This window comes from Enterococcus sp. C65, from assembly GCF_040887165.1.
GTDB lineage: Bacteria > Bacillota > Bacilli > Lactobacillales > Enterococcaceae > Enterococcus_B > Enterococcus_B hirae.
This window is the reverse complement of record NZ_JBFOFG010000010.1, coordinates 31,421-56,333: the sequence shown is the minus strand read 5'-3', so window position 1 is coordinate 56,333 and position 24,913 is coordinate 31,421. Positions and strand designations below refer to the sequence as shown.

General features: G+C 37.6%; 22 protein-coding genes and 1 other annotated feature. Of the genes, 18 read left to right on the top strand and 4 right to left on the bottom strand.

All coding sequences use genetic code 11. The features are described from left to right. The first annotated feature begins 167 nt into the window (after positions 1-167). Together AB3I12_RS11490 and AB3I12_RS11485 are read left to right on the top strand one after the other, a co-directional pair. Positions 168-1,298 carry a cysteine desulfurase family protein gene (locus tag AB3I12_RS11490; RefSeq protein WP_063627518.1) on the top strand — a complete coding sequence of 377 codons (1,131 nt, stop codon included), beginning with the start codon at positions 168-170 and terminating at the stop codon, positions 1,296-1,298. Positions 1,299-1,373: 75 nt separating this feature from the next. After that, positions 1,374-1,715, top strand: coding sequence for a DUF1831 domain-containing protein (locus AB3I12_RS11485; protein ID WP_010720816.1), 342 nt, complete (start codon positions 1,374-1,376; stop codon positions 1,713-1,715). A 123-nt stretch (positions 1,716-1,838) separates the two neighbouring features. Here AB3I12_RS11485 and AB3I12_RS11480 read toward each other — a convergent pair whose 3' ends face one another. After that, positions 1,839-2,615 (bottom strand): hypothetical protein, encoded by a 777-nt coding sequence (locus tag AB3I12_RS11480; RefSeq protein ID WP_063627517.1) that lies wholly within the window; start codon positions 2,613-2,615, stop codon positions 1,839-1,841. Positions 2,616-2,821: 206 nt separating this feature from the next. On the opposite strand from AB3I12_RS11480, the gene AB3I12_RS11475 reads away from it, so the two are divergent. Beyond that, on the top strand, positions 2,822-3,433 hold the full coding sequence (locus tag AB3I12_RS11475) for a metallophosphoesterase (RefSeq protein WP_034700644.1): 612 nt from the start codon (positions 2,822-2,824) through the stop codon (positions 3,431-3,433). 119 nt (positions 3,434-3,552) lie between these two features. Here the strand turns inward: AB3I12_RS11475 and AB3I12_RS11470 are convergent, their stop codons facing one another. Beyond that, positions 3,553-5,493 carry a YiiX/YebB-like N1pC/P60 family cysteine hydrolase gene (locus AB3I12_RS11470; RefSeq protein ID WP_063627516.1) on the bottom strand — a complete coding sequence of 647 codons (1,941 nt, stop codon included), beginning with the start codon at positions 5,491-5,493 and terminating at the stop codon, positions 3,553-3,555. A gap of 473 nt (positions 5,494-5,966) precedes the next feature. Between AB3I12_RS11470 and AB3I12_RS11465 the strand changes: the two genes are divergently transcribed. The 7 genes from AB3I12_RS11465 to AB3I12_RS11435 all read left to right on the top strand — a co-directional run bounded on the left by AB3I12_RS11465 (position 5,967) and on the right by AB3I12_RS11435 (position 12,156). Next, entirely contained in the window at positions 5,967-6,131 is a 165-nt protein-coding gene (locus AB3I12_RS11465) for a hypothetical protein (protein WP_368015661.1), read from the top strand. Positions 6,132-6,159: 28 nt separating this feature from the next. Then, positions 6,160-6,780 (top strand): hypothetical protein, encoded by a 621-nt coding sequence (locus AB3I12_RS11460; RefSeq protein ID WP_063627515.1) that lies wholly within the window; start codon positions 6,160-6,162, stop codon positions 6,778-6,780. Positions 6,781-6,959: 179 nt separating this feature from the next. Further along, positions 6,960-7,499, top strand: coding sequence for a hypothetical protein (locus AB3I12_RS11455; RefSeq protein WP_306173524.1), 540 nt, complete (start codon positions 6,960-6,962; stop codon positions 7,497-7,499). A 466-nt stretch (positions 7,500-7,965) separates the two neighbouring features. After that, positions 7,966-8,508 carry a hypothetical protein gene (locus AB3I12_RS11450; RefSeq protein WP_231105515.1) on the top strand — a complete coding sequence of 181 codons (543 nt, stop codon included), beginning with the start codon at positions 7,966-7,968 and terminating at the stop codon, positions 8,506-8,508. A gap of 98 nt (positions 8,509-8,606) precedes the next feature. Beyond that, positions 8,607-8,891 (top strand): hypothetical protein, encoded by a 285-nt coding sequence (locus AB3I12_RS11445; protein ID WP_010720808.1) that lies wholly within the window; start codon positions 8,607-8,609, stop codon positions 8,889-8,891. 577 nt (positions 8,892-9,468) lie between these two features. Then, a complete protein-coding gene (gene mnmA, locus AB3I12_RS11440; protein WP_010720804.1) occupies positions 9,469-10,590 on the top strand; it encodes a tRNA 2-thiouridine(34) synthase MnmA in 1,122 nt (373 codons plus the stop codon). A gap of 438 nt (positions 10,591-11,028) precedes the next feature. Continuing rightward, complete coding sequence (locus AB3I12_RS11435) at positions 11,029-12,156, top strand: aminotransferase (protein ID WP_063627727.1); 1,128 nt, start codon at positions 11,029-11,031, stop codon at positions 12,154-12,156. 112 nt (positions 12,157-12,268) lie between these two features. Here AB3I12_RS11435 and AB3I12_RS11430 read toward each other — a convergent pair whose 3' ends face one another. Next, on the bottom strand, positions 12,269-13,570 hold the full coding sequence (locus AB3I12_RS11430) for a multidrug efflux MFS transporter (protein ID WP_063627512.1): 1,302 nt from the start codon (positions 13,568-13,570) through the stop codon (positions 12,269-12,271). Positions 13,571-13,719: 149 nt separating this feature from the next. Between AB3I12_RS11430 and AB3I12_RS11425 the strand changes: the two genes are divergently transcribed. From AB3I12_RS11425 to AB3I12_RS11415, 3 genes are all read left to right on the top strand, one after another. Beyond that, complete coding sequence (locus tag AB3I12_RS11425) at positions 13,720-14,286, top strand: TetR/AcrR family transcriptional regulator (protein WP_063627511.1); 567 nt, start codon at positions 13,720-13,722, stop codon at positions 14,284-14,286. A 123-nt stretch (positions 14,287-14,409) separates the two neighbouring features. Beyond that, positions 14,410-14,787, top strand: coding sequence for a DUF1033 family protein (locus AB3I12_RS11420; RefSeq protein ID WP_063627510.1), 378 nt, complete (start codon positions 14,410-14,412; stop codon positions 14,785-14,787). Then, the gene (locus AB3I12_RS11415) at positions 14,720-16,792 is read left to right on the top strand and encodes a DNA topoisomerase III (protein ID WP_081248841.1); all 2,073 of its coding nucleotides are present in this window, start codon (positions 14,720-14,722) and stop codon (positions 16,790-16,792) included. The genes AB3I12_RS11420 and AB3I12_RS11415 overlap by 68 nt, the downstream gene beginning before the upstream one ends. Before the next feature lie 263 nt (positions 16,793-17,055). Here AB3I12_RS11415 and AB3I12_RS11410 read toward each other — a convergent pair whose 3' ends face one another. Continuing rightward, positions 17,056-17,541 carry a prolyl-tRNA synthetase associated domain-containing protein gene (locus AB3I12_RS11410; RefSeq protein WP_063627508.1) on the bottom strand — a complete coding sequence of 162 codons (486 nt, stop codon included), beginning with the start codon at positions 17,539-17,541 and terminating at the stop codon, positions 17,056-17,058. Between the two features lie 92 nt (positions 17,542-17,633). Beyond that, positions 17,634-17,864 (top strand) — a binding site (T-box leader). A gap of 203 nt (positions 17,865-18,067) precedes the next feature. Here AB3I12_RS11410 and AB3I12_RS11405 point away from each other — a divergent pair. From AB3I12_RS11405 to AB3I12_RS11385, 5 genes are all read left to right on the top strand, one after another. Then, the gene (locus AB3I12_RS11405) at positions 18,068-18,709 is read left to right on the top strand and encodes an amino acid ABC transporter permease (RefSeq protein ID WP_063627507.1); all 642 of its coding nucleotides are present in this window, start codon (positions 18,068-18,070) and stop codon (positions 18,707-18,709) included. A gap of 11 nt (positions 18,710-18,720) precedes the next feature. Further along, complete coding sequence (locus tag AB3I12_RS11400; protein ID WP_063627506.1) at positions 18,721-19,356, top strand: amino acid ABC transporter ATP-binding protein; 636 nt, start codon at positions 18,721-18,723, stop codon at positions 19,354-19,356. A 16-nt stretch (positions 19,357-19,372) separates the two neighbouring features. After that, a complete protein-coding gene (locus AB3I12_RS11395) occupies positions 19,373-20,191 on the top strand; it encodes an amino acid ABC transporter substrate-binding protein (protein ID WP_063627505.1) in 819 nt (272 codons plus the stop codon). A gap of 273 nt (positions 20,192-20,464) precedes the next feature. Beyond that, positions 20,465-21,901 carry a glycoside hydrolase family 1 protein gene (locus tag AB3I12_RS11390; RefSeq protein ID WP_063627504.1) on the top strand — a complete coding sequence of 479 codons (1,437 nt, stop codon included), beginning with the start codon at positions 20,465-20,467 and terminating at the stop codon, positions 21,899-21,901. Positions 21,902-22,229: 328 nt separating this feature from the next. Continuing rightward, on the top strand, positions 22,230-24,671 hold the full coding sequence (locus AB3I12_RS11385) for a DNA translocase FtsK (protein WP_063627503.1): 2,442 nt from the start codon (positions 22,230-22,232) through the stop codon (positions 24,669-24,671). Positions 24,672-24,913: the final 242 nt, after the last annotated feature.

Here is a 24,913-nt window from a genome sequence, read left to right as displayed (position 1 = left end):
GTTATGTGATGAAATAAAATTCGTTCGACAATCGTGGTAGCACGAATTGTGGAACGAATTTTTTTCTAAAAGTTGGGAAACTATCCTGGTTTAGCGATTGTTTCTTTGGTAACTTGCTTATTTTATGCTAGAATGTGCCTAGTTCTATTTGGAAGGGATGAAAGAAGTTGGAAAAAATCTATTTGGATCATGCAGCGACGACGCCCATGCATCCCTACGTCATTCAAGAAATGACCACAATGATGCAAGAAACCTTTGGGAATCCTTCGAGTATCCATGGCTTCGGCCGAATTGCCCATGAAAAGTTAGAAACAGCAAGACAACTTATTGCTGATAGTTTACAAGTCAATGATCATGAAATCATTTTTAATAGTGGAGGGACAGAAGGCGATAATACAGCGATCCTTGAAACGGCTTTTTCACGAAAAAAAGACGGGAATCATTTGATCACTACCGCTATCGAACATCCTGCTGTCTTGAATACAATGAAATATCTGGAAACACAAGGCTTTGAAGTCACGTATTTACCAGTAGATGAAAAAGGCAATATTTCACTAACTGACTTTGATGAAGCATTAAGCGATGAAACGATTTTAGTCTCGATCATGTTTGGGAATAATGAAATCGGGAATTTGATGCCAATCAAAGAAATCGGCGAACGGTTGCGGGAACATCCTGCTTATTTTCATACCGATGCAGTTCAAGCTTATGGGAATCAGACGATTCATCCAAGGGAGTTAGGTGTGGATTTACTTAGCATCTCTGCCCATAAAATCAATGGACCAAAAGGCGTAGGATTTTTATATAAAAAAGATGGCATAAATATTCCTTCACTACTTTTAGGTGGAGAACAGGAAGAAAAGCGGCGAGCAGGTACTGAAAATCTCGCAGGTATTTGGGGAATGGCGCAAGCGGTCAAACTTTTAACTGCCGAAGAACGTGAAGCTCGAAGTGAAAAATATGCTGGATTCCAAGAATTGATTTTGAATACCTTGGAAAAAGAAGGAATTTCTTATCAAGTCAATGGTGATTTAAACAACAAATTACCACATGTGTTAAACCTTCGATTACCTGGTGTTGCGAATGACTTACTTTTGATGAAGTTGGATCTTAATGGGATTGCGATATCTACTGGGTCAGCATGTACAGCTGGTAATATCGAACCTTCGCATGTGCTGGAGGCAATGTATGGGAAAGATACACCAATCCTTAAAGAATCCATACGAATCAGTTTTGGTTACGGCAATACCAAAGAAGAAGTCCAACGTTTTCTTGATGTATTGATCCAATCAATCTAAGTTGGAAAAAACCTAGTAAATGATGCAAGAAACTTTTATAATAAAAGTAGAAATCAATTTACCGAGGTGAAAATCATGGCATTTGAAAAAACAGCCACAGTTTTAGGAGCAAAAACAAGTTATCGTTTACATCCAGATGCAAAACGCTACACTTTGAGAGACAATGGATTTACCGAAACAAATGGCGGCAACTATCAGTTGATCCGTCCGCTAGATGCAACCCCACAAAGCAAAGAAGGGTTTAAACTAAAAATCACTGTTTCAAAGGATATCCAAACACTAAAAATGTCTATTACGACAGCTAACGGATTGAAAGCAGTCAATATTTTTAAAGACGACCGACAAAAAATGAGTCAAGATAAATTTTATTTTTTGATGGATGGTATGATCAGCCGAGGATTATTTGAAAAAGTCTAAGGAAGTCGAACGTATCTATCATTGTTGCCAGTAAAAAAGCAAAGAGAACAGCTAGTAAAGCTGATTTCTTTGCTTTTTTACTATCTATTGAAACGGGACAATCGCTAGAGAATAACCATTCCTCTATTCTACTTTTGTCCACTCATCTAAGGATTTACCATTTTCATCAATGATTTCTAACCAGCTGTTTGTTCCACCGAAGTAGAGTAACAGACTTGCTTCATTGACGCTTTTGACGATAATATCGTTGATTGTTTTATTTCCTACAATGCTATCTTTATAATCATCACGTAATTTATCCCCATATTTTGCCGCATAACTGACGGAACCGTCTTTATTTAAAGGAGCTTCCGCTAATAGTATAGCCCCCTTTTTGATCAATAGTTCATTTCGACTGATCCAATAAAGTGTTGCCTGACTGTTTCTAAAATTAACGGTAAAAGGGATCTCACTAACTTCCTTTGTCCAACGATGTCTTGCTTTTGCCGGCTTTTTCTTTTGAGGACTGCTTTTTTCTAAAGAGTAACCAAATACTGCCAAGATTTTTGTGATTTCTTCGACTGGTTCCGCTAACTTTTTGACTTGTACTTGAGGGATCGTTTCTTTTGCGGAATCATCGATTTCTACTGTCAATCCCGTTGATTCTGCCTGTTCTTGAAGTAGGTAGCTTAGATGACTGGCTTCAAGATCCCAAGGAAGTTGAACCAATACGATGTGATCCCAACTTTTAGGTACCACGGTTTGACCGATTGCGATACATTGTTTGTTTTTGAAAAATAGATAAAGTGAATGATCAGGTAGAGCTGGTTTTTCTTTTGTGATAGTCATCTTCCCATGTTCATTTGGTAACGTAATCTCGATTGCTGAAGGAGTCAGAGTAGTATGAAAGCTGATAGGCATAATCAATACCTCCTGTTTTTCCTTAAGTTTACCATGATTTACTTGTGATTACTTTTTTCTAGCATTGTACACAATAGGCAATGGGAACAATGAATAACCGCTTTTTAGTTAAACAGACAATCACTTTTGCTAGAAAAAGAGCTAACATTTGTTTAATTCTTTGATGTTGTTTACCCTAAAAGAAAAGGAAGTAAGAAGGGATCAGTATGAATTTTTTTATTAGTGATATGCACTTTTTTCATAAAAACTTGTTAGGCAAAAATGATTTTGCCCCTCGTTTATTTGCTAGTGTGGAAGAAATGAATCAGCAACTAATAGATAGTTGGAATAAAGTTGTCAAAGAAACCGATCACGTGTATCACTTAGGCGATCTGGCGATGCACCCACAATATGAAAAAGGTGGCCAAGACATACTGGAGTTGGTGCAACAACTCAATGGGACAATCCATTTGATCAAGGGGAACCATGACAGTCGTGCTTTTTTCAGATATTTAGAAAAACATGATCCAGGAAATAAGACCGGTTCAAAAAAATTTTATTTTTATGATGTCGGAACTATCATCAAATTCAATCATCAGCAATACTATTTGACTCATTATCCAATGTTGTTGGGATCAAACGATAGTATCCGTAATCTTCATGGACATATCCATCATTATAGTGTACCGATCGGTAATGATGTGAATGTCGGTGTAGATGCGCCAGAAAGAGAACTGTTGAAAGTGCAACAACCCTTTGGCACCCCATTATCAGAAGATGACATTGAAGAAATTTACGAAGCCAAACAACAAGAATTAGCACGTCTTCAACAAAAATAAGGACGTAAAACATTTCTGCTAGTCTAGAAAAAATAATCCTCTTAAGTTCGCTGTTAAAGCGACCTTAAGAGGATTTTTAATCATATGATGGATAGTGATTTTTTTGTTCAGTCTAGTCCTTATAAAATGCAATAGACATATTGACCATTGTCATTATACCCTTTAGAGACTGTTGCGGTACCTTGATTTAGTTTGCTCACGTCTTGCGCGATATCTTTTGAATAAACGATCAAAGTTTTTTCTGTCGTATGTTGATTCAACCAATCGATCCCGTAATCAACTGTTTGGTTCTTGATGATATTGTTGTAATATTTGCCGTATTTTTCTTTAGCTTCTGCGGTCATATGGTAATCATAATTCAGACCATAGCCATTTCGGTAAGCGACGGCGGTTGAAAAAGAACCATGGAATCGCAAATACGTCGCATAACGATAGGCACCATTTTCTAGTTTGACTAAGGCGTAAAAATGATTGTAGAAATAATACCAGCCACCCGCCATTTTATTATGAGCAACATCGGCATTTAAGGGATTAGGGTTGCTCAATTCATAAAGTTCATAGATCGACAAGTTATCCGTATAATCAAACCGTTGTTGAGTAAAAGCCGGTGGCGTATGAATGATTTGATTGACTTGATAACTATGGATCGGATGAGCTTTTTCGGCGATTTTCGTATAACTAGGATTGTAACTTAAGTGATTAAAATCGGTCGTGATATCTGAAGAATAGACGACCTCAAAGGAACATTCGGTATAAACGTTGATCCAATTCATGACGTAGTTCGCCCTGTCTTCTGGAGTGACCATTTTGGGAATCACAGGGATTTTGGGATCTGCATATTTTTGTTCGGCTTCTTTAGTTAACTGGAAGTTGGCAAAAGCATTTAATTGCGCCACCACTTTCCCAAAAACATTACGACCTAAAGTCAATTCCGTGCTCCGGTAAGGTTTATGGGTGTTTTGGTCGATGGCGATGAAGTAATAGTCATTTCTTAGGTTGTGCATGTTAGAAGTTTCACTAAAAGTAAAGTCGGCCAGTTCGCTACCAGATACTCCAATTGGTGAACTGATAATATTTTGCAAGTAATATTGATAATCTACAAAGGAAGGGCTGGTTTCTTTCACTTTATCCGAGTGTTTTATTTCATTGGGAGAAACGATATCTGATTCCAGTATATTTTTAGCTTCTAGATCGATTCCTTGAAACCGACTATCATTTTCATCAGTTATTTCATCGATTCGTCCATCAGGTGTAGCATTCATATAAGCAGCCCAGACTAACATAGAGCAATACCAGTCTTCTCTATTCGATGTTCGATCTCGGTTAATTGTATCTAATCCTAAATGATACGGCTTTCCTAGTTGATCACGCATAAATGTAATTGCCGCTTTTTTCTGTAGAGTGGTAGCTTCCGGGACTCGTAAAATCGTTGCTTCAGTATAATCAAATCGTTGATCATCTAATACTCCATAGACCACTCCTCCTGCCTTATCTGGAAGGCCCTTACTTTTATTAGTTGCTTCGATAGTCCGAATATATCGGAAAGTTTCTGCTTTCCCATTAATCATATGGGTTTCTTCATAAATTCCTTCGACAATCATCACATGATGAAGAAAGTAGAGAGTTGGTAGGATTTCAGCCCGATTTTCCTCAAAAATAATGTCCCCTGGTTGCACGGTATTCAATAAATCATAGGTTCCGTAAGTCGGCTTTTCTTCAAAAATAATATTGTCTAATGAATTGCCGATATTAAAGGACCACAACGGAGCGATTTTTGCTAAACGTTCTGCTTCTGCTGGTAAATATTGGTCGTTGACGGATTGCAGATACTCTTTTAATTGGTCTTCGTCTGACAAGGTATCTTTCAAGGTGGTTTGCTGATAATAATTAGCGGTGAATTCTTCAAAGGTTTGATCGAAGGAAGCGTATTCATTTTTGAAAAAATCATAGTATTCAGTCAGTTGTTCATCAGTTGTGGTATCTCCATGGGCATTGGTGACAGGAACAGCAAACAAAAGTGTCCATAAAAAGGTGACAATAAAAAATAATTTAAATTTCACGGGTATTCCTCCTAATTTTTATGATAAAATAATAACATATAAAAAATAATCTAGCATCTATAAACACTCGTTAGTTATGTTTTTTTTATTGACGGGAAACACGAGACATAACAGCTAGAATGGAATAAATTAAAATAAGATTGTAAGCGTTATTATTTTGTTTTTATGATAATGACGGAGTCTTTTTGTTGTTTTTGTAGCTTTTATTTAGGGTTTTATAGAAGGGGGAATAAAAAAGAATATAACCTAGTTAATGCGTATAATGATTATTTGTTATTAAATTTTAGGTTTTATTTAATTTAAGATAACATTTTTTAAATAAAAAAGTTTAACCTTTTTGCTGAATCTAGATTTTGTAATCGATTATTTCTAGAAAAAATGGTAAAAGGGTAGTTTTTTTAATAAATTTTTTTTTCACAGATTATGATAATTCTATTTTACTTTGTTCATTAATATAAAAGGAGAAGATGAGAATGAAGGCTTATCTAGTTGGTTTGGTGCTATCCATGGCGGTGTCTCTTAGGTATGTGACAGCGCTTTACATGTATTATCTTGTTCTTAAAACTTTGGTTCCGTTCTTTCTTATCATGGTGTCAGGATTGGTCGGTTTATTTTTTGCTACATTTTTAAAAAATTAGTTAGGAAAATAAAAAAGGAGTGGTACAAATGCTATCGCTAGACAGTAAAACGTGTATAAAGGTTTCAAGAAATTTCTTAATCGGTAGTTTTTTCTTAATGATGTTGATGATTGTTGGTTTGCTTGGTAAAGTTTATGGATTTATTCCGTTAAGTGATCTTCCAGAAGGAAGTCTGATGATTTTCTATTATCTTAGCTGTTTGCTCAGTGGGCTCAGTTTGATTTTTTCTACAGGTGCGCATTCAAAAATTTTAAAACGGACAGCGGCGATTGTCCATTTTAGTAGTGTTTATTGGTTTTCTCTCTTTATTTTTGCTTTTCTTTTCCATCTACTTTTTTTTATCATTCTTTATTTGTTCCTAGCTATCGTTTTACTGACAGCAAGCAAGCAGAAATGGCTAGCAATCACTTTCTTCGGGATACCGATGATTATTTCAATTGGCTTTTTTATCAAGCTCAATTACGAACTAATCCTTTATGGGGGGGAATGGTCATGGGACACCATTGGATACATAGTCATTCTTCATTTATCAGGTTTAAGTGGTCTGATTCTTTCAACGCAACTCGATAAGGGAAAAGCCAAGTGGATACTTTTGGGTATTAATTATTTATTTGCAACTTATTACCATATCTACATCTTTCTTCAGTGAGACGTCTTACATACATATTGAGTATTAGAAAGGGAAGTGGCTTGCTAGAATATAAAAAGGTTTTTTGTTAGAAAGGAGTAGTGTAAATGTTGCCGTTATCAAGTAAGGTATGTACCAAGTTTACAGTGATTTTCTTAATCTGTAGTATTTCCTCCATTTTTTTACTAGTAGTGAGTAGGATGGCAGGGGAGCATGGATTTGCTCCATTTAGTCATTATCAAGAAGTAAGTGGTTTTTTTTTCTATTATCTTTGCTGTTTATTTAGTGGCATCAGTTTGATTTTTTCGACCGGTGTACGTTCAAAAGAGTTAAAATGGTTGATTAGAATTAGTCATTTTAGTTGTGTTTATTTCATTGGTCTATTTTGGATTGGTTTAATGATCATTCAAGGTTTCATTTTTATCCTTGCGATAATGGCCTATTTATTCGTGTCCATCCGGTTATTGAAAACAAAAAGTCAGAAACGAGTAGCAATCGTTTGCTTGGGGATACCGATGTTGTTTTCAATAGGGCTCTTTCTCAAAATCAATTACGAGCTACTAACTTCTGGAGCTAGCTGGGAATGGACTGGTTATGTGATTCTATTGAGTTTGTCTGGATTAATTGGACTCATTCTCTCAGTAAACATCAATAACGAGAACAGAAAAGTCAAATGGATACTCTTAGGGTTGAATTATATTTTTGCAATGTATTTCCATATCTACATCTTTCTTCAGTGAGACGTCTTACATACATATCGAGTACTGGAAAGGGAAGTGGCTTGCTAGAATATAAAAAGGTTTTTTGTTAGAAAGGAGTAGTGTGGATGTTGTCGCTAACAAGTAAGACCTGTACGAAGTATTCCATGATTTTCTTCGTCTGTAGCATTTTTCTAGGTACATTATTAGTAATGAGGGGCTCTGTTGGGATAATTGTGAAATCTTTTCACAATCTTTCAGAAGTAAGTTTAGTGTTAATCTATTGTCTTTGCTTTTTACTCAGTGGACTTAGTTTGTTGTTTTCTACCGGAGTGTATGCCACCCCTTTAAAAAAATGGACAGCTATCGTTCATTTTGGCTGTCTTTATTGGGTTTTATATATTTTTATCGGTTTTATTGGCATTCAAAGATATGATTTAATTGCCTATTTGCTACTAACAATTTGGCTACTGAAAAAAAGGATCAGAAACGCGAGGCGATCATTTGTTTGGGATTGCCAATGGCTTTGTCAGTCGGACTTTTTATAGAGATCAGTCTTGTGTTCATCTATTATCTTTGTTGTTTACTCAGTGGACTCAGTTTGCTTTTTTCTACTGGTGTACATTCAAAACTTTTAAAAAGATGGGCAGCTTTCATTCATTTTGCTTGTATTTTTGGAGTCGTATTTATTTTTATCGGCTTTGTTAGTATTGCAAGATTTGATTGGCTTATTGCGCTAATTGTTTATTTGCTACTATCCATCTGGTTACTGAAAACAAAAGATCAGAAACGAGTAGCGATCATTTGTTTAGGATTACCAATGATCTTGACAGCTGGCTTTTTTATCAGGGTCCACTACAGTTACCTTACCTCTGGGGATTATTTGCGTACGCTTGGATTTTTGATTTTACTAAGTTTGTCTGGGGTGGTTGGTCTTATTCTTGCGGCGAACCTCAAGAACGAGAATAGAAAAGTCAAGTGGGTTCTCTTAGGGATCAATTATTTTTTTGCAACCTATTTCCATATCGTCGTTTGGATTTTTGGTCTATAACTATCAGGTATTTGACAAAGGCAAGTGTTTAGGAGAGATGAGTATTCTTATTAAAAATACTAAAAAATGTGTTTGAAGAATGAAAAGGAGAGAAGAAAATGATCCCATTAAAAAGTAAAACCTGTACCATCATTTCATTTGTTTTGTTAGCGTTATCTTTTAGTGTTGCTTATGTTGGCTATATCCAAACAGATGAGCTTAATTTTCTATTGTTAGTGAGGATTACGTGTTGGTTATTAGGTGGCGCTAGCCTTTTCTTTGCTACCAAGATCAAATCTAATTATCTAAAAATAGTAGTGATCCTTCTAAATTTTATCAGTCTCTATAATTGGCTGTATAGCTGGCTTGATAATTGGTTTGATATTTGGCGACGATTTAATTGAATCGGTTTGGCATTTTTAAAATTATTGAAGGAGAAAAGATGAAAAAAATATTTGACCATAAAGGGCTATGTCTTGCTATGATTCTATCGATTAGTTGTTGGATCATCGGAGGGGTTAACTTGTTTTTATCCACAAAAATTGAATCCAAATTCTTAAAAAGAATCATTATTTTCCTTAACCTAATCTGTATTTTGGGCTGGCTTTTTTTTGGGGGGTGAAAAAAATGATACAAATTGAAAAGAAGAAAAATCATTTTATTTAACGTATCAGGTATATCTTTTAACAAAGATGGTGCTATTAATCCTCAATTATTTGTTTGCTACTTATATTCTTTCCTTACGCTTATTTTCTTCATGTGGATAGTCTTTAACTATGATCAATCGACTGAACAAAAGCAAATGATAGAAAGACGATTCCAATTTTCTTTTTTTAAAAGTGATTAAAAGGCTATACTGATACTTTGATAAATAAGGGATGAAATTTTCAAGAATATATCGTATAATGTAAAGCACTGAAAAGTTGCGACCTTCAACTCGTAGATGATTTCAGAAAATCTAATTGAAATGATGGTGATACCATGAAAGACAACAGCAAGACACGCGTTGTCGTTGGGATGAGTGGCGGTGTCGACTCATCTGTAACAGCACTTTTACTAAAGGAACAAGGCTACGACGTCATTGGGATCTTTATGAAAAACTGGGATGACACGGATGAAAATGGTGTATGTACAGCTACGGAAGATTATAAGGATGTAGCGAAAGTTGCTTCACAAATCGGGATTCCTTATTATTCTGTCAATTTTGAAAAAGAATATTGGGATCGTGTATTTGAATATTTCTTAGCTGAATACCGAGCAGGACGGACACCTAATCCAGATGTGATGTGTAATAAAGAAATCAAATTTAAAGCATTTTTAGATTATGCGATGGATCTAGGTGCTGAATACGTAGCGACTGGGCATTATGCGCAAGTAGTGCGTGACGAAAATGGCGTAGCACATATGCTTCGCGGTGTAGATAACAACAAAGATCAAACTTATTTCTTAAGCCAATTGTCACAAGAACAATTAGCGAAAACAATGTTCCCACTAGGTGGTATGGAAAAAACACAAGTACGTGAAATTGCGGAACGTGCAGGTTTAGCAACTGCTAAAAAGAAAGATTCCACTGGGATTTGTTTTATAGGCGAAAAGAATTTTAAACAATTTTTAAGTAATTATTTACCAGCTAAAAAAGGAAATATGGTGACACTTGATGGCGAAGTCAAAGGTCAACATGCTGGATTGATGTATTACACGATCGGTCAAAGACAAGGCCTAGGGATTGGTGGTGGCGGTGCATCACAAGAACCTTGGTTTGTAGTTGGAAAAGATCTTGCAACGAATACGTTATATGTAGGACAAGGATTTCATCATCCTGCCTTATATGCAACAAGCCTTGATGCGAGCGAAATCCATTTTACAACGAATGAACCAATGCCAAAGGAATTTAAATGTACAGCTAAATTCCGCTACCGCCAACAAGATGTGCCGGTAACGGTTCGGTTATTAGAAGGCGATCGTGCCGAAGTGATTTTTGATGAACCTGTACGGGCGATCACACCAGGTCAAGCTGTCGTCTTTTATGATGGAATGGAGTGCCTTGGTGGTGGCTTGATTGATCATGCCTACAATAAAGAAAAAGTCTTGCAATATGTGTAAATCTTGCTTGCGAACAGCTCTTTGAACAACTTTCTTTTGTTAGAAGAACAAGAAAAGAGTTAAGACAAGTTTAGTTCTGAGAAATAAGCCGAAGAATCCGAAAATAGTTTCGCCTATTTTTGGTATTCCTCGGCTTTTTTTGCTAGAGTGTCTTCTGAAATATCCGTTAGGGGTTTTTGAAGCAAAGAGTTTTCAGATTTTTGTCTAATAATTTTTTCTGAAGAAAACAGTGTCAGGCGACTTTTTCAACAGGCGGTTCTATCTATTTGAAAGCGTTATTTTTAAAAAGAGAGTATAATAAAAAAGGAAACCGACCGTTTATCTCATTTACATGGCATCTAGGATTAGGAGAGACGAATGGTTCTTGGTTTGTTTGAGTATCAACGAATAGAAAGTAGTGAATCAAAAATATTGAAGAAAGTAAAAGGAGCGAAAAAGATGGAAATCACACATTTTGGACTGGAAGAATGGTTGAATAAGTGGGAAAAAGAAGCAGTATATGACCTTGCACAAAGTTCCATCGAAGCACTGACGTTAGAAGAACTGATTGGGTTAGACGGAACGACAGTTACTGATTTTTTTCAATCTTTGAGTAAAACGTCGTTGGATTATGGGTGGAGCGAGGGGACGGCAACTTTCAAACAAGAAGTTGCTTCTTTGTATCAATCGCTTTCTTCAGAAAATATTATTCAAACCAACGGGGCGACCGGGGCGAACCTTTTGGCGCTGTATGGATTGATTGAACCAGGAGATCATGTGGTCTCCATGTTGCCAACCTATCAGCAATTGTACGATTTACCCAAATCTTTAGGTGCAACTGTTGATTTCGTACCACTCACAGAAGAAGAGGAATGGCGTTTTGATTGTGTGAAATTAGTTGATGTGATCCAACCAAATACTAAAATGATTTGTTTAAACAGTGCCAATAATCCAACAGGTACATTGTTGGATCGCCAAACATTGGAAGAAATTATCGAAATTGCCGAAAAAGTCGATGCGTATATTTTGATGGATGAGGTGTATGCCCCATTAGCAGGGGGAGATTTTGTCTCAATCGTGGATCTGTATGACAAGGGGATCACGACTAATTCATTGTCAAAGACTTATTCTGTTCCTGGTATACGCATCGGCTGGGTAGCAGCGAATCAAGAAATCATTGAGCGTTTAAGAAAATACCATACCCATTTAGTACTTAGCGGTGGTGTTTTATCAGATGCATTAGCAGTTCACGCACTAAGGAATAAAGAAAAGATCCTTGCACGAAATAAAAAAATCGTTTCGGAGAATTTAGCCATCGTTGAACAATGGCTGGCTGATGAACCAAATGTCGAATTAGTACTACCGAATCATGTGTCAACGTCATTCATTCGCTTGAATATAACAGAAGATGATGAACAATTTTGTATTGATCTTCTGAGAGAAACGGGTGTTTTGCTGGTCCCAGGTAGTGCCTATGGGGTGCCTCAGCATGCGCGCTTAGGGTATTGTTGCAAGAAAGAAACATTAGAAAAAGGGTTAGCCTTACTTTCAGAATATCTAAAAGAACGTGGAAATGACAAAGCATGAGAAATTGAAGAACCCCCCAAAAGCTAGACTAAAAAATCTAACTTTTGGGGGTCTCTTCAATCTGAAATATGACGATAGTTCTTGTTTATTCAGCTTGGCTATTAGTAAGTGATCAATGTCCATGAGGTTGTGTGTGTTTGTCTGAAGAAAGGATAGGTGTATCAGATGTTCCTGATGAGTCAACAAGCTCATTGTCATGGATTTCTTGTGTGTTACGACGTACTAGTAACAAGTTCACTAAAACAAGTAAAGAGGTGGAAAGAAAGACTCCTCGGTAACCAAACGCGCTTGAAACGCTCGAACCAATCAGTGGACCAACGACATTCCCGGTCGCTTGGAAGGATTGATTGTAGCTAAAAATCCGACCAGCGGCGTGATGTGGGGAATATTTAGTGATCAAAGCTTGGACAGCTGGAAGTAAACAAGCATCTGAAATACCGATCAAAAAACGCAACGCAGCCAGTTCCCAGACATTCATCACAAAGGCCATCGGAATAAAAACTAAAATTGCAAATCCTAAGCCAATAGCTAAAATACGTTCACTCCCGATTTTATCGCCTAAGCGACCAAAACGAGGAGCGGCGATCAATGTGGCAATTCCTGGGATCGAAGCAATGATTCCACTAATCAACGTAACACTGCCATGTCCATTTAGTAATTGACGAATATATAAACTAATGATTGGGCTAATAGAATTATTCGAAGCTTGAATAATCATTGTTGTGACGAACATACCAATCACGACATGGGGATATTTCAATTCTTTGAATATTTGTTTGGCAGAAGCCATATTTTCCTTTTTAATAGGTACAAATGTTTCATGAACAAAGAAAAGACTTAATAAAAAGACGAAAAATAAAATGATTCCTGTGATGAAGAAGGTTGGACGATAACCAAATGCTGAGGCTGAAATCCCTCCAAGTAAAGGACCAAGCAACGTTCCTGTGACGGAACCAGTAGCCAATGTACCTAGGACTTGACCACTTTTTTCTTTTGGCGTACCAGTAGCGACAAGGGCAGTGGCATTACTGATGTAACCAGAAAAGATTCCTTGTAACAAGCGAAGTGCAACAAGTTGATATACACTGGTCACACAACCCATCAAAGCAATAACGATAGCCATTCCTAAGGAAGCACGCAAGAGCATCAATTTTCTGCCTTTCTGGTCGGCTAATTTTCCCCACCAAGGAGAAATCAATGTGGTGACTAAAAACGTGGAAGAAAAGGTCAACCCGCTCCAAAAATTCAATTGCGATGTACTATAGTTACCTAACGTATCTATGTATAGTGACATAAACGGCATAACTAAGCTAAACCCAATTCCTGCCATAAAAGTCCCAAACCATAAGACAAATAAGTTTTGTTCCCAAGTTTCTCTTTTCCTAAATAATTTTTCTTTGATGCGTGTGGTCACTGTTGTGTCCTTCTTTCTGAAAATTTTCATTTACATCCATTTATTATAAACTACAACGTGTAGTTTATCAATGGAAGCCTCTTTTTTAAGTTCGTTTTTCATGGTAAACTAAAGTTGTTAAGCAGTTAACATACGAGAGGAACAACGAAATGAAAAAAAGAAATCTATCTCAAGAAAAAATCATCGCTTGCTTTCGTGGACTAGCGGAGGAGATGGATGTTCAACAAGTCACTTTTCAACACCTGGCTAAGGCGCTAGACGTCAAGTCTCCTTCCCTCTATAATCATTTTAAAAATATGCGTGATGTAAAGACCGCATTGACTGCAAAATTATTACAAGAGTTAAACGATGCGTTGCGTCGTTCTTTGGTTGGAAAAAGTGGTGCAGAGGCGCTGCGTGTCTATGCACAAGTCTATCAGTCTTTTGCTTTTGCGAACCAGGCCGTTTACGAGTTGCTGATCAGTGTCCCTCACACCAATGAGGAGATTCTGTTAGAAGGAATCTATGAAACGAACCAGATCATTCTACAATTATTTGATGCCTTTGATTTGACCCGAAAAGAAAAAACGCATCGCAGCAGAGAATTGCGAAGTATCATCCATGGCTATTTGTCTTTACGATTTTTAGGCTATTTCACAAAGGAAGCAACCGTGTCTCCTGAAGAGAGTTATTCTTGGATGATCAATGACTTTATTGCGACTTTACCAAGAAAATAAGTAGTACGTTTCTTTAAAATAGACAAATTCATAAAATGTCCCTTTTATAAGAGAAATTTCTTGCAACTTTCTTGAAAAGTGTCTAAGATGAGTCTAGTAAAATCGTAGAGAAGGAGCACGAGTATGTATCAAGTAGTGACAATGTTCGGAGATAATGAGCCTTGGTGGTTCTTTGAGAATTGGGAAGAGGATATCGAAATAGAAGAAACATTTGATTCTTTTGAAGAAGCACAGGTGAATTATGAACAAAAATGGCTTGCAATCAAAAATAAATACGAATATATCCATGCAAAAAGCAACTTTCTAAGTGCCTTCTGGAATGACGGAGACGAGCGCTGGTGTGAAGAATGTGATGATGATCTTCAACAATATAAAGGGTTAGCCTTATTGAAAAATCATCAGCCAATCACTTTAGAAAGCAGAAAGGAATTTTATGAAACAACTAATTCTAGCGGAAAAACCAAGCGTTGCGAAAGACCTAAGCAAGGTGCTTGGTGCTAATCAAAAACACAAAAATTATTACGAAGGACCCAAGGTGATCGTTACTTGGGCCCTTGGTCATTTGTTAGGGCTAAAAATGCCTGAAGACCTCAATAAAGAATGGCAAAGTTGGCAAATGGAAACATTGCCGATGATTCCTAAAAATTTAGGAATCAAACCACTGCCTAAAACAGATCATCAATTAAAAACAATCAAGCAATTGGCGCAACGTAAAGACGTGTCGGAGGCTGTAATTGCTACGGATGCCGGAAGAGAAGGGGAATTGGTTGCTCGGTGGATCTTGGAATATGTCCGCTTCAATAAACCAGTGAAACGTCTTTGGATTTCTTCCCAAACAGATAAAGCAATCAAGACAGGATTCAAACAATTGAAGCCCGCAAAAGACTATGATGCACTTTACTATTCGGCGCTAGCTAGGGCAAAAGCTGACTGGTTAGTAGGCTTGAACGTAACACGGGCACTGACTGTGAAATATCAAGATAATCTATCTGCTGGTCGAGTTCAAACACCGACACTCGCCTTGGTTAGAACACAAGAACGAAAAATTGAAACATTTAGACCACAAACCTATTTTTCAATTTTATTAGATGTGCAAAAACAACAAGCAAAGATGGTTCAAAAAAATCAATTCGCATTGAAATCCCATGAAGAAGCTCAATCGTTAGTGAAAGAGTTAGCTAAAAATAAAGGGACTGTGACAGCCATCCAAGAAAAAGTAAAAGTGGAGCCGGCGCCATTGCCTTATGACCTAACGGAGATCCAGCGAGAAGCAAACCAACGTTATGGCTACTCTGCTAAAAAAACTTTAGGACTGGTCCAAAGTTTATATGAAACGCATAAAATCGTGACGTACCCTCGTACAGATAGTAAATATCTGACGAGTGATATGAAAAGTACGATGAAAGAACGTTTACAGGCGGTCAGCGATTTTTCACCAGAAGTGAAACAGTATTTGAAAAATGGGGCAGTTGTTCGACAAACAAAAGTCTTCCAAGACAGTAAAGTCACTGATCACCACGCGTTATTACCAACTGAAAATCGTCCACGCTATGAGAAACTTAGCAACGAAGAACAAAAAATCTATCAGATGATTGTTACTCGATTCTTAGGATTATTCGCTGAGCCACACAAAATCAGTCAAACAAAAGTGACTGTGACATTTGGCAAAGAACAATTTGTATTCCATCAAAATCAAGTCCTTCAAGCTGGATGGAAAGATGTCAGTCAAAAGGACAGCAATGAAGTGGACTGGGTTGAGGGAATGCGTATCCAACCAGAATTTACGATCAAGAAAGAACTATCGGCACCGCCTAAGCCTTTGACAGAGGCGAGTTTACTAGGACTTATGGAAAAACATAGTTTAGGAACGCCGGCAACTCGCGCCGAAATCATTGAAAAGTTGATCAAATCGGAATTGATGGAACGAACACCGCAAGGCTTGCAAGCCTCACCAAAAGGAAAGCAATTATTGGAATTAGTTAATCCTTCCTTAGTGACCCCTGATTTAACAGAAAGCTGGGAGAAAGATTTAGAAGCAATTGCCGCAGGTCAAAAACAAGCCAGCCAATTCTTAAGGGGCATTGAAAAAGAAACGAAACGATTGGTACAAGAAATCAAAACAAGCAAACAATCTTACCAAGATTTCTCGATTACCCAGAAAAAATGTCCAGACTGTGGTTCCAATCTTAGAGAAAAAAATACTCGAGATGGTAAAATCTATGTCTGCACGAATCAAGATTGTCATTACCGTAGAAGAAAAGATCCAAAAGTCTCGAACCACCGTTGTCCACAATGTCATCGGAAAATGGAGATCATTGAAGGCAAAAATGGCGCTTATTTCCGTTGTAAATATGATGGGACGACCGAAAAAATGTTAGATAAAAAAGAACAAAAGAAAAAAATGACGAAGCACGAAGAACGTCGTTTATTGAAAAAGTACACGCAAGCAGAAGAACCGGAAGAAAGCCCACTTGCTGCAGCTTTAAAAGCTGCAATGAAGAGATAGCGTGTCGTTCGTTGAAAATCAGCAATCGTTTTCGAGACCCTATTGCATGTTAAAAAATGGTGATTAATTTCAAGAAATTGCTGTTTATGTACCGTGGTATAGAATGTGAAAGAAGCATAGTCTGAGACATAAGTCATGAGGTTCCCCCTAGAATTTGTTGTTTTTACGTACAATCTCTAGGAGGAACCTCATTTTTTGAATGTTTGGGCTTTTTATCAAATAAGGTTGAGACAAGTTTTGTCCTAGTCTCAAAAATAGCCGTTCTATAAATCTTCGTAGATAGGTGGATGTTCAAGATATTCTAAAATCTTGATGAAATCTAAAAATGATAAGATCAATGTTGTTGTGTTGACATTTGGATGAAATCCCACCGTAGAGGTTTGATCAATGGCTGAGTCAATTACTACTTGAATTGCTTTTTCTTGATCATGCATCAATGCAAAAGGTGTAACAGTACCAGGAGCTACCCCTAATAAATCAAGGAGCTGTTCTTCTGAAAGAAAAGACAAACGCTTCTCATTCAGCTGTTCTGCAAGTTGTTTCAAATTTGCTTGTTTCTCATCAGGTAAGATAACAAGATAAATTTGTTTTCCTTTTTTTGCTTTTAACACGAGATTCTTCACTTGAGGTCCTGGTAGTGTAAATGGCAGATTTTTGACAGAAGTAATCGGTGGATGATCCACCTTTTGATAGGGAATGTTTAGTAAATCAAGCAATTGATAGGCTTCTTTTTCAGTAGCAAAAACCATCGATTGATCGCTTCCTTTCTTTTTCTTTCATTCATTATAAAAAAATAATTGACAAAAGAAAAATAATCGTGTAAATTACACGTAAGTTAAAATCAACGACATCGAAAAGAAGAGTAACGATTAAATGTTTGAAGAGAGTCTCTGGCAGGTGGAAAGAGATAGCAGTTAATGGTGAAACACATCTTGGAGTCGATTTTCTGAAACACAGTAGGAAAACCCGGGAAGCCCGTTACAGCTGCGGTCATTGTTTGATGACCAGATAAGGTTAGTTTCCGTGAGGGACTAACAAAAAAAGGTGGAACCACGTAATTTACGTCCTTTGGTCATTTATTTGACCAAAGGACGTTTTTTTATTTTCGTGTGAAGTAAATGTCCAACAGCAATTACTTTTGTTTTACCTCATTTCTGGAATGACTGCGTGAGGTTTCTTTTGTGAAAAAGAAACAAACAGAGGTGGGAACACGTGTGATGCGTCCTCTTGACGAGAGTCAAGGGGATTTTTTTATTTAAAAGGAGGAAGAAAGAAATGAATTATTTGCTGGAAGTCATGCCACAACTATTAGTAGGGGCTCTTACAACGTTGAAATTATTTATTTTTACCTTGATTGGTTCATTGCCATTAGGGATCATTTTAGCATTAGGGTTGTCTTTACATTTTAAACCGATTCGTTATATCTTGCAGACCTATGTCTGGATCATGCGTGGTACACCGTTATTACTACAATTGATTTTTGTATTTTATGGGGTGCCAACGATCGGGATCGTCTTTGACCGTTTTGAAGCAGCATTATTGGCTTTCGTTTTAAATTATGCCGCTTATTTTGCTGAGATTTTTCGTGGGGGGATTCAATCGATTACCCAAGGACAATACGAGGCTGCGCAAGTGTTACAATTGAGTCCTTTTCAAACCGTCACAAAAATCATTATCCCACAAGTGACAAAAATCGTTTTACCGTCAGTTGGGAACGAAGTGATCAACTTAGTGAAAGACTCTTCTTTGATCTATATCTTAGGACTAGGAGACGTTATGCGAGCAGGGAAGATTGCGATGGAACGTGATGCAACATTGCTACCATTGCTAGGTGTGGCTTTCATCTACCTGGCACTAACTGGTATCTTAACACTCATCATGAAACAAGTAGAAGGAAAATTAAACTATTATCGCTAGGAGGAATGGACATGATTGAATTAAAGAAAGTAAGTAAAGCATTTGGAGAAAAGAAAGTAATCAACGCATTAGATCTAATCATTCCAGATGGTCAAACCTTGGCAATCGTCGGTCCTTCTGGTGGGGGGAAAACGACACTTTTGAGAATCTTAGCAGGATTGGAAAAAGCAGACAGTGGGGAATTTTATCTGGATGGCGTAGCCTTTGACCCATTTGAATTGAAAACGAAAGAACAAGTCGTAGGAGTTGTTTTCCAAGATTTTCAACTGTTTCCACACTTAAGTATTTTTGACAATATCACTTTAGCACCTAAAATGGTGTTGAAGCAATCGAAAGAAATGTATACGAAAAAAGCAGAGGAATTAGCCGATTCACTTGGGATCAGTGATTTACTCAACAACTATCCTTATCAATTATCTGGCGGTCAAAAACAACGGGTAGCGATCGCACGTGCCTTGGCAATGAATCCTCGAGTTCTTGCTTATGATGAACCGACAAGCGCCTTAGATCCTGAGCTACGACAACAAGTAGAAAACTTGATCGTCTCATTGAAGGCAGAAGGTGTGACACAAATCATCGTGACCCATGATTTAGTGTTTGCGGAAAATGTGGGAGATCAGCTCGTGAAGGTCATCCCAAACAAGTAAGAAGGAGGGACGCTTGATGAAAAAAATCAGTTTGCTACTTACGATAGTTGCAGGGATCGTCTTTCTTTCTGGTTGTAGGAATGAAAAGACAGATAAAGACAATTGGTCAACGATTCAAACAGAAAAAAAGATCATTATTGGGTTAGATGACACCTTTGTACCGATGGGGTTTCGTGAGAAAGAAGGGAAACTAACGGGTTTTGACATTGACCTTGCTAGAGCAGTCTTTAGAGAATATGACATCAAAGTCGTTTTCCAACCCATTGACTGGTCTATGAAAGAGTTTGAATTGAATAATGGGACGATTGATCTCATTTGGAATGGGTATACTAAAACAGCTGAAAGAGCAAAAAAAGTCCGATTTTCAAAACCTTATATGCAAAACGAACAAGTCCTGATCACTACGAAAAAATCAGGGATCACCAGCTTTGCTCAAATGAAGGACAAAATCCTAGGAGCTCAAAATGGTTCTTCTGGTTATGATGCCTTTATCAAACAACCCAAGATATTAAAAGATATTGTAAAAAATCAGGATGCTGTTTTATATGATAGCTTTAATGAAGCCTTGATCGACTTGAAGAGTGGTCGGATCGATGGGTTATTGATGGATAAAGTATATGCTAGTTATTACTTGAAGCAAAAAAATGAATTGGATCAGTTTAATATGATCAAAGGGGATTATCAAAGCGAAGATTTTGTTGTAGGTGCCCGAAAAAAAGACAAGGAATTAGTGAAGAAAATCAATGAAGGGATTGTGGAATTAGAAAAAACAGGTGAATTCCAACAAATCTCAGACAAATGGTTCGGTGAAGACGTGACACCCGTTCAGAAGTAAGCAGGTAACGCTAACATCATTGAGTGTCTTAAAAAGAAGCGTGGTAACTTGAGCGCCTCTCAGTTCACACAATGAAACCTATGAAAGCAACCTGCACCAAGTAAATAAGCAAGAATTTTTTGACACACATATTTAAAAAAATCTTGCTTATTTTTTGTCTAAAAAATTCCAATGATCATAAAATTGTTCAACGATTGATTTCTCCTTTTGTATTGAAAGGGGTTTCGTGTTATTCTTTTTTAGTAAGGATTGAAGCAAGAAAGGAAGAGATTGATGGAACACCAAAAATTAACTGAATTTCCCCAAGACTTTCTTTGGGGATCAGCCTCAGCGGCTTATCAAGTTGAAGGAGCCTGGCAAGAAGACGGCAAAGGAGAATCGGTCTGGGATCGTTTTGTCCGTATTCCAGGTAAAACTTTTAAAGGAACAAACGGTGATCTAGCGGCTGATCACTATCATCGCTTTAAAGAAGATATTGCTTTAATGAAAGAACAAGGATTGAAAGCTTATCGTTTTTCAGTCGCTTGGACTCGCATTTTTCCTAATGGTCGTGGGGAGATCAATCAAGCAGGGTTAGCTTTTTATGAAGAGCTGATTGATGAGTTGATTGAAAACGGGATTGAACCAATGTTGACATTGTATCATTGGGATCTTCCGCAAGCCTTGCAAGATGAGTATGCAGGTTGGGAATCACGCCAAATCATTGAAGATTTCACTAATTACGCTGAAACATTATTTAATGCTTTTCGAGGAAAAGTCCATTATTGGATCAGCTTGAATGAACAAAATATTTTTACTTCACTAGGCTATTTATTAGCTGCTCATCCACCAGGTGTTACTGATCCGAAACGGATGTATCAGGTGAACCATATTGCTAACTTAGCAAATGCAGCAGTGATCAATAAGTTTCATGAATTAGCGATGCCAGGTAAAATCGGTCCAAGTTTTGCTTACACACCTAATTATTCGATCAACAGTGATCCTAAAAATATTTTAGCTGCAGAAAATGCGGAAGATTTGATGGCTCATTACTGGATGGATGTCTACATGTGGGGCAAGTATCCGATCGCCGCTATGAAATTTTTAGAAGAACGTGGCTGGGCACCTGAAATGGTTGAAGGAGACGCAGAACTACTTGAATCGGCTAAACCAGACTTCTTGGGAATCAACTATTATCAAACAGCGACTAACGCCTTTAATCCGTTGGATGGTGTAGGAGCTGGCAAAATGAATACAACTGGGAAAAAAGGATCTTCTGAAGAAACAGGCGTCCCAGGAATGTACAAAAAAGTCGACAATCCTTTCGTTGAACGTACGAATTGGGATTGGGAGATCGACCCAGAAGGATTGAGAATCGCTTTAAGACGGATTACGAGTCGCTACCGAATGCCTGTATTGATTACTGAAAATGGGTTAGGGGAATACGATGAATTGACAGAGGACAAAAAGATTCACGATGATTATCGTATCGCTTACCTTTCAAGTCATGTCAAAGCGATTAAAGAAGCGATCTCAGATGGTGCTGAAGTCCTTGGCTATTGTACTTGGTCTTACACTGATCTATTAAGTTGGTTGAATGGCTACCAAAAACGTTATGGATTTGTTTATGTCGATCAAGATGAAACTCAAGCAGGATCATTGGATCGCTACAAGAAAGATAGTTATTATTGGTACCAACAAGTGATCAAAGAAAATGGCTCAACGATCTGACCTTTTTGATAGTAGAAGTGCAGGGGAATAAAGCGTGATCGCTTTTTTCTAAAAATAGAAGCAGTGAGGATAAAATTTTCCAGCTTCATTTAATGAACTGAATGAACCAAAATTCCCAAAAACTTTCTTGATTTTTGTGGAATTTCGGTTTTTTTATAATAGTTTCTCGATAGGGTTGCAGGATCTAGCCATTGGTTACTTGAAAAAGTTTCTTAAAGTATTTGGCATAAATACAGTGTTCGAAAAGAAAAACTTTAAACTTAGAAACAAAACTTTTGTTCCCTCGCTTTTTTTTGTATAATGGAACTTGATGAAATGAGGGATAAAAATGGCAAAGAAAAAACGTCCTGCAAAGAAAAAGAAAAAGACGAAAAAGCAACAACAGCAGCAGGAACAACTTCTTGCGATCAGTATTGGATTTGCATTGATCTCATTTGCCGTATTTGGCTTTTTAAAACTAGGTTTTTTAGGTATTTTAGTGGCAAATGGTTTTCGGATCATTGCAGGGAACACTTATCAGCTTCTCTGTATATTATTAGCTATTTTAGGTTTTTGGGTCGTTGTAAAAAATACCGATTTTAAAATCGGAAAAAGCCGTCGGTGGTTTGGAGGCATTCTTTTTTACTTAGGAATTCTTCTCTTTTTACATGCTCATCTATTCGGAAAACTCCATAGTGGCGAACCAAACATTCTAGGAACCACTTGGGATCTGTTAGCAAGTGACATCCAGCATGCTCGAGTCAGCAGTAATGTTGGTGGTGGGATGGTTGGTGCAGCACTCTATAATTTTACGTATTTCTTGATTGCTCAACCGGGTAGTTACTTTGTTGCCATTTTATTATTAATAAGTGGTGCAGTTTTATTTAGTAATATCGAAGGCTATCAATTAGTCAACGGCTTGCAAGTGATGGGAGAACGAATGCAAGAACTGCTGGAAGGAGATCCTGCAAAGCAAGCGAAGAAACAAGCGGCGAAAGAAGAACGGCAAAAGCAACGAGCGAAAGCACGAGAAGAGAAAAAATTAGCAGCAAAAGAAGCGGCAGAAGCTGAGATTGCTGAGCTAGAAAAACGTCGTTCCGCTGAACAACAAGCAAAATCTGCGCCTTCTTATGAAAAAATAGCAGAGGATGAACCCGAACAACTCAGTTTTGTACCAATCGATAGTTTTCAAGGAACTGTCCCATCTGCGACAATGGATATGCCAAAAGCAGAGCCAACGGTCGCAACGCCTACTGCACCTGAACCGTTAGAAGCTGAAAGCTTAGAAGATGATGGGACAGCGCTAGAATTTGAAATCGAAGCAGAGCAGGAAAATCAAGATTATGAATTACCGTCAATCGATTTACTTGATTCAGTAAAAACAACGGATCAAAGTGACGAGTATAAAAAAATCGAGAAAAATATCGGAGTCTTGGAACAAACTTTTCAAAGTTTTGGCGTAGATGCGAAAGTCGTCAAAGCAAGTTTAGGACCCTCTGTGACAAAATTTGAAGTCCAACCAGCAGTGGGTGTCAAAGTAAGTAAAATCGTCAGTTTAACGGATGACATTGCCTTAGCATTAGCGGCTAAAGATGTTCGGATGGAAGCACCAATCCCAGGTAAATCATTGATCGGAATTGAAGTACCGAATAGCAAGATCAGCATGGTGTCATTTAGAGACATCATCGAAGCACAACCCAATCATCCAGATAAGCTGTTAGAAGTACCATTAGGAAGAGATGTTTCTGGGCGAGTCCAAACCGCAGACCTTTCTAAAATGCCTCACTTATTAGTAGCCGGATCGACAGGTAGTGGGAAATCGGTAGCTATCAATGGGATTATTACCAGCATTTTGATGCGAGCAAAACCCCATGAAGTCAAATTGATGATGATCGATCCCAAAATGGTGGAATTGAACATGTACAATGGGATTCCTCATCTTTTGACGCCAGTTGTGACTAACCCGAGAAAAGCAGCTCAAGCGTTGCAGAAAGTCGTTCAAGAAATGGAAGAACGTTATGAAAAATTCGCTGCTACTGGTGTTAGAAATATTACTGGTTATAATGAGTTTGTCCAACAAAAAAACTTGGAAAATGGAACGAAACATCCTACCTTACCATTTATCGTGGTGATTGTGGATGAATTAGCTGACTTGATGATGGTTGCCAGCAATGAAGTCGAAGATGCTATTATTCGTTTGGCACAAATGGCACGGGCAGCGGGAATCCATATGATATTAGCGACCCAACGTCCAAGTGTGGATGTTATCACAGGGATCATCAAAGCGAATGTTCCTTCTCGTATGGCATTTGCAGTATCTAGTGGGACGGACTCACGTACGATCATTGACTCCAACGGTGCGGAAAAGCTTCTCGGACGTGGCGATATGCTCTTCTTACCAATGGGTGAAAACAAACCGATAAGGGTTCAAGGTGCGTTTATTTCTGATCACGAAGTAGAACGTGTGGTCAACTTTGTAACCGATCAACAAGAAGCACATTATGAAGAAAAAATGATGCCTTCTGATGAAGTAGAATCAGGCGGTACCGCAGAACAACCGCAAGATGAATTATTTGAAGAAGCTAAAGCACTTGTCATTGAAATGCAGACAGCAAGTATTTCATTATTGCAAAGAAGATTTAGAATTGGTTATAATCGAGCAGCACGCTTAGTCGATGAATTAGAAGCGCATGGCGTAGTAGGACCTTCAGAAGGAAGCAAGCCAAGAAAAGTCTTCATTGAGCAAGTCGAAGAACCAATGGATATGATGCCAACGGATCACGAAACATAGAAAAAGGACGTATGTGCTTGTCCGTTCTAACAATGAAACCGAAGAAACGCCAAACGTAATTTTGGGTGTCCTTCGGTTTTTATGATGAGATTGATCACTTATTCGTAAAATCTAAAAAGTTAATAGCTAAAAAAGGAGGAGAATCTATAAACAGCCTAATATTTAGTATCTTTGTTTTGTGAACTGTTGCATTAGTTAGTAGAATCAGTTATAGTATGTAGCGATACTTTGAAAAAAAGAGG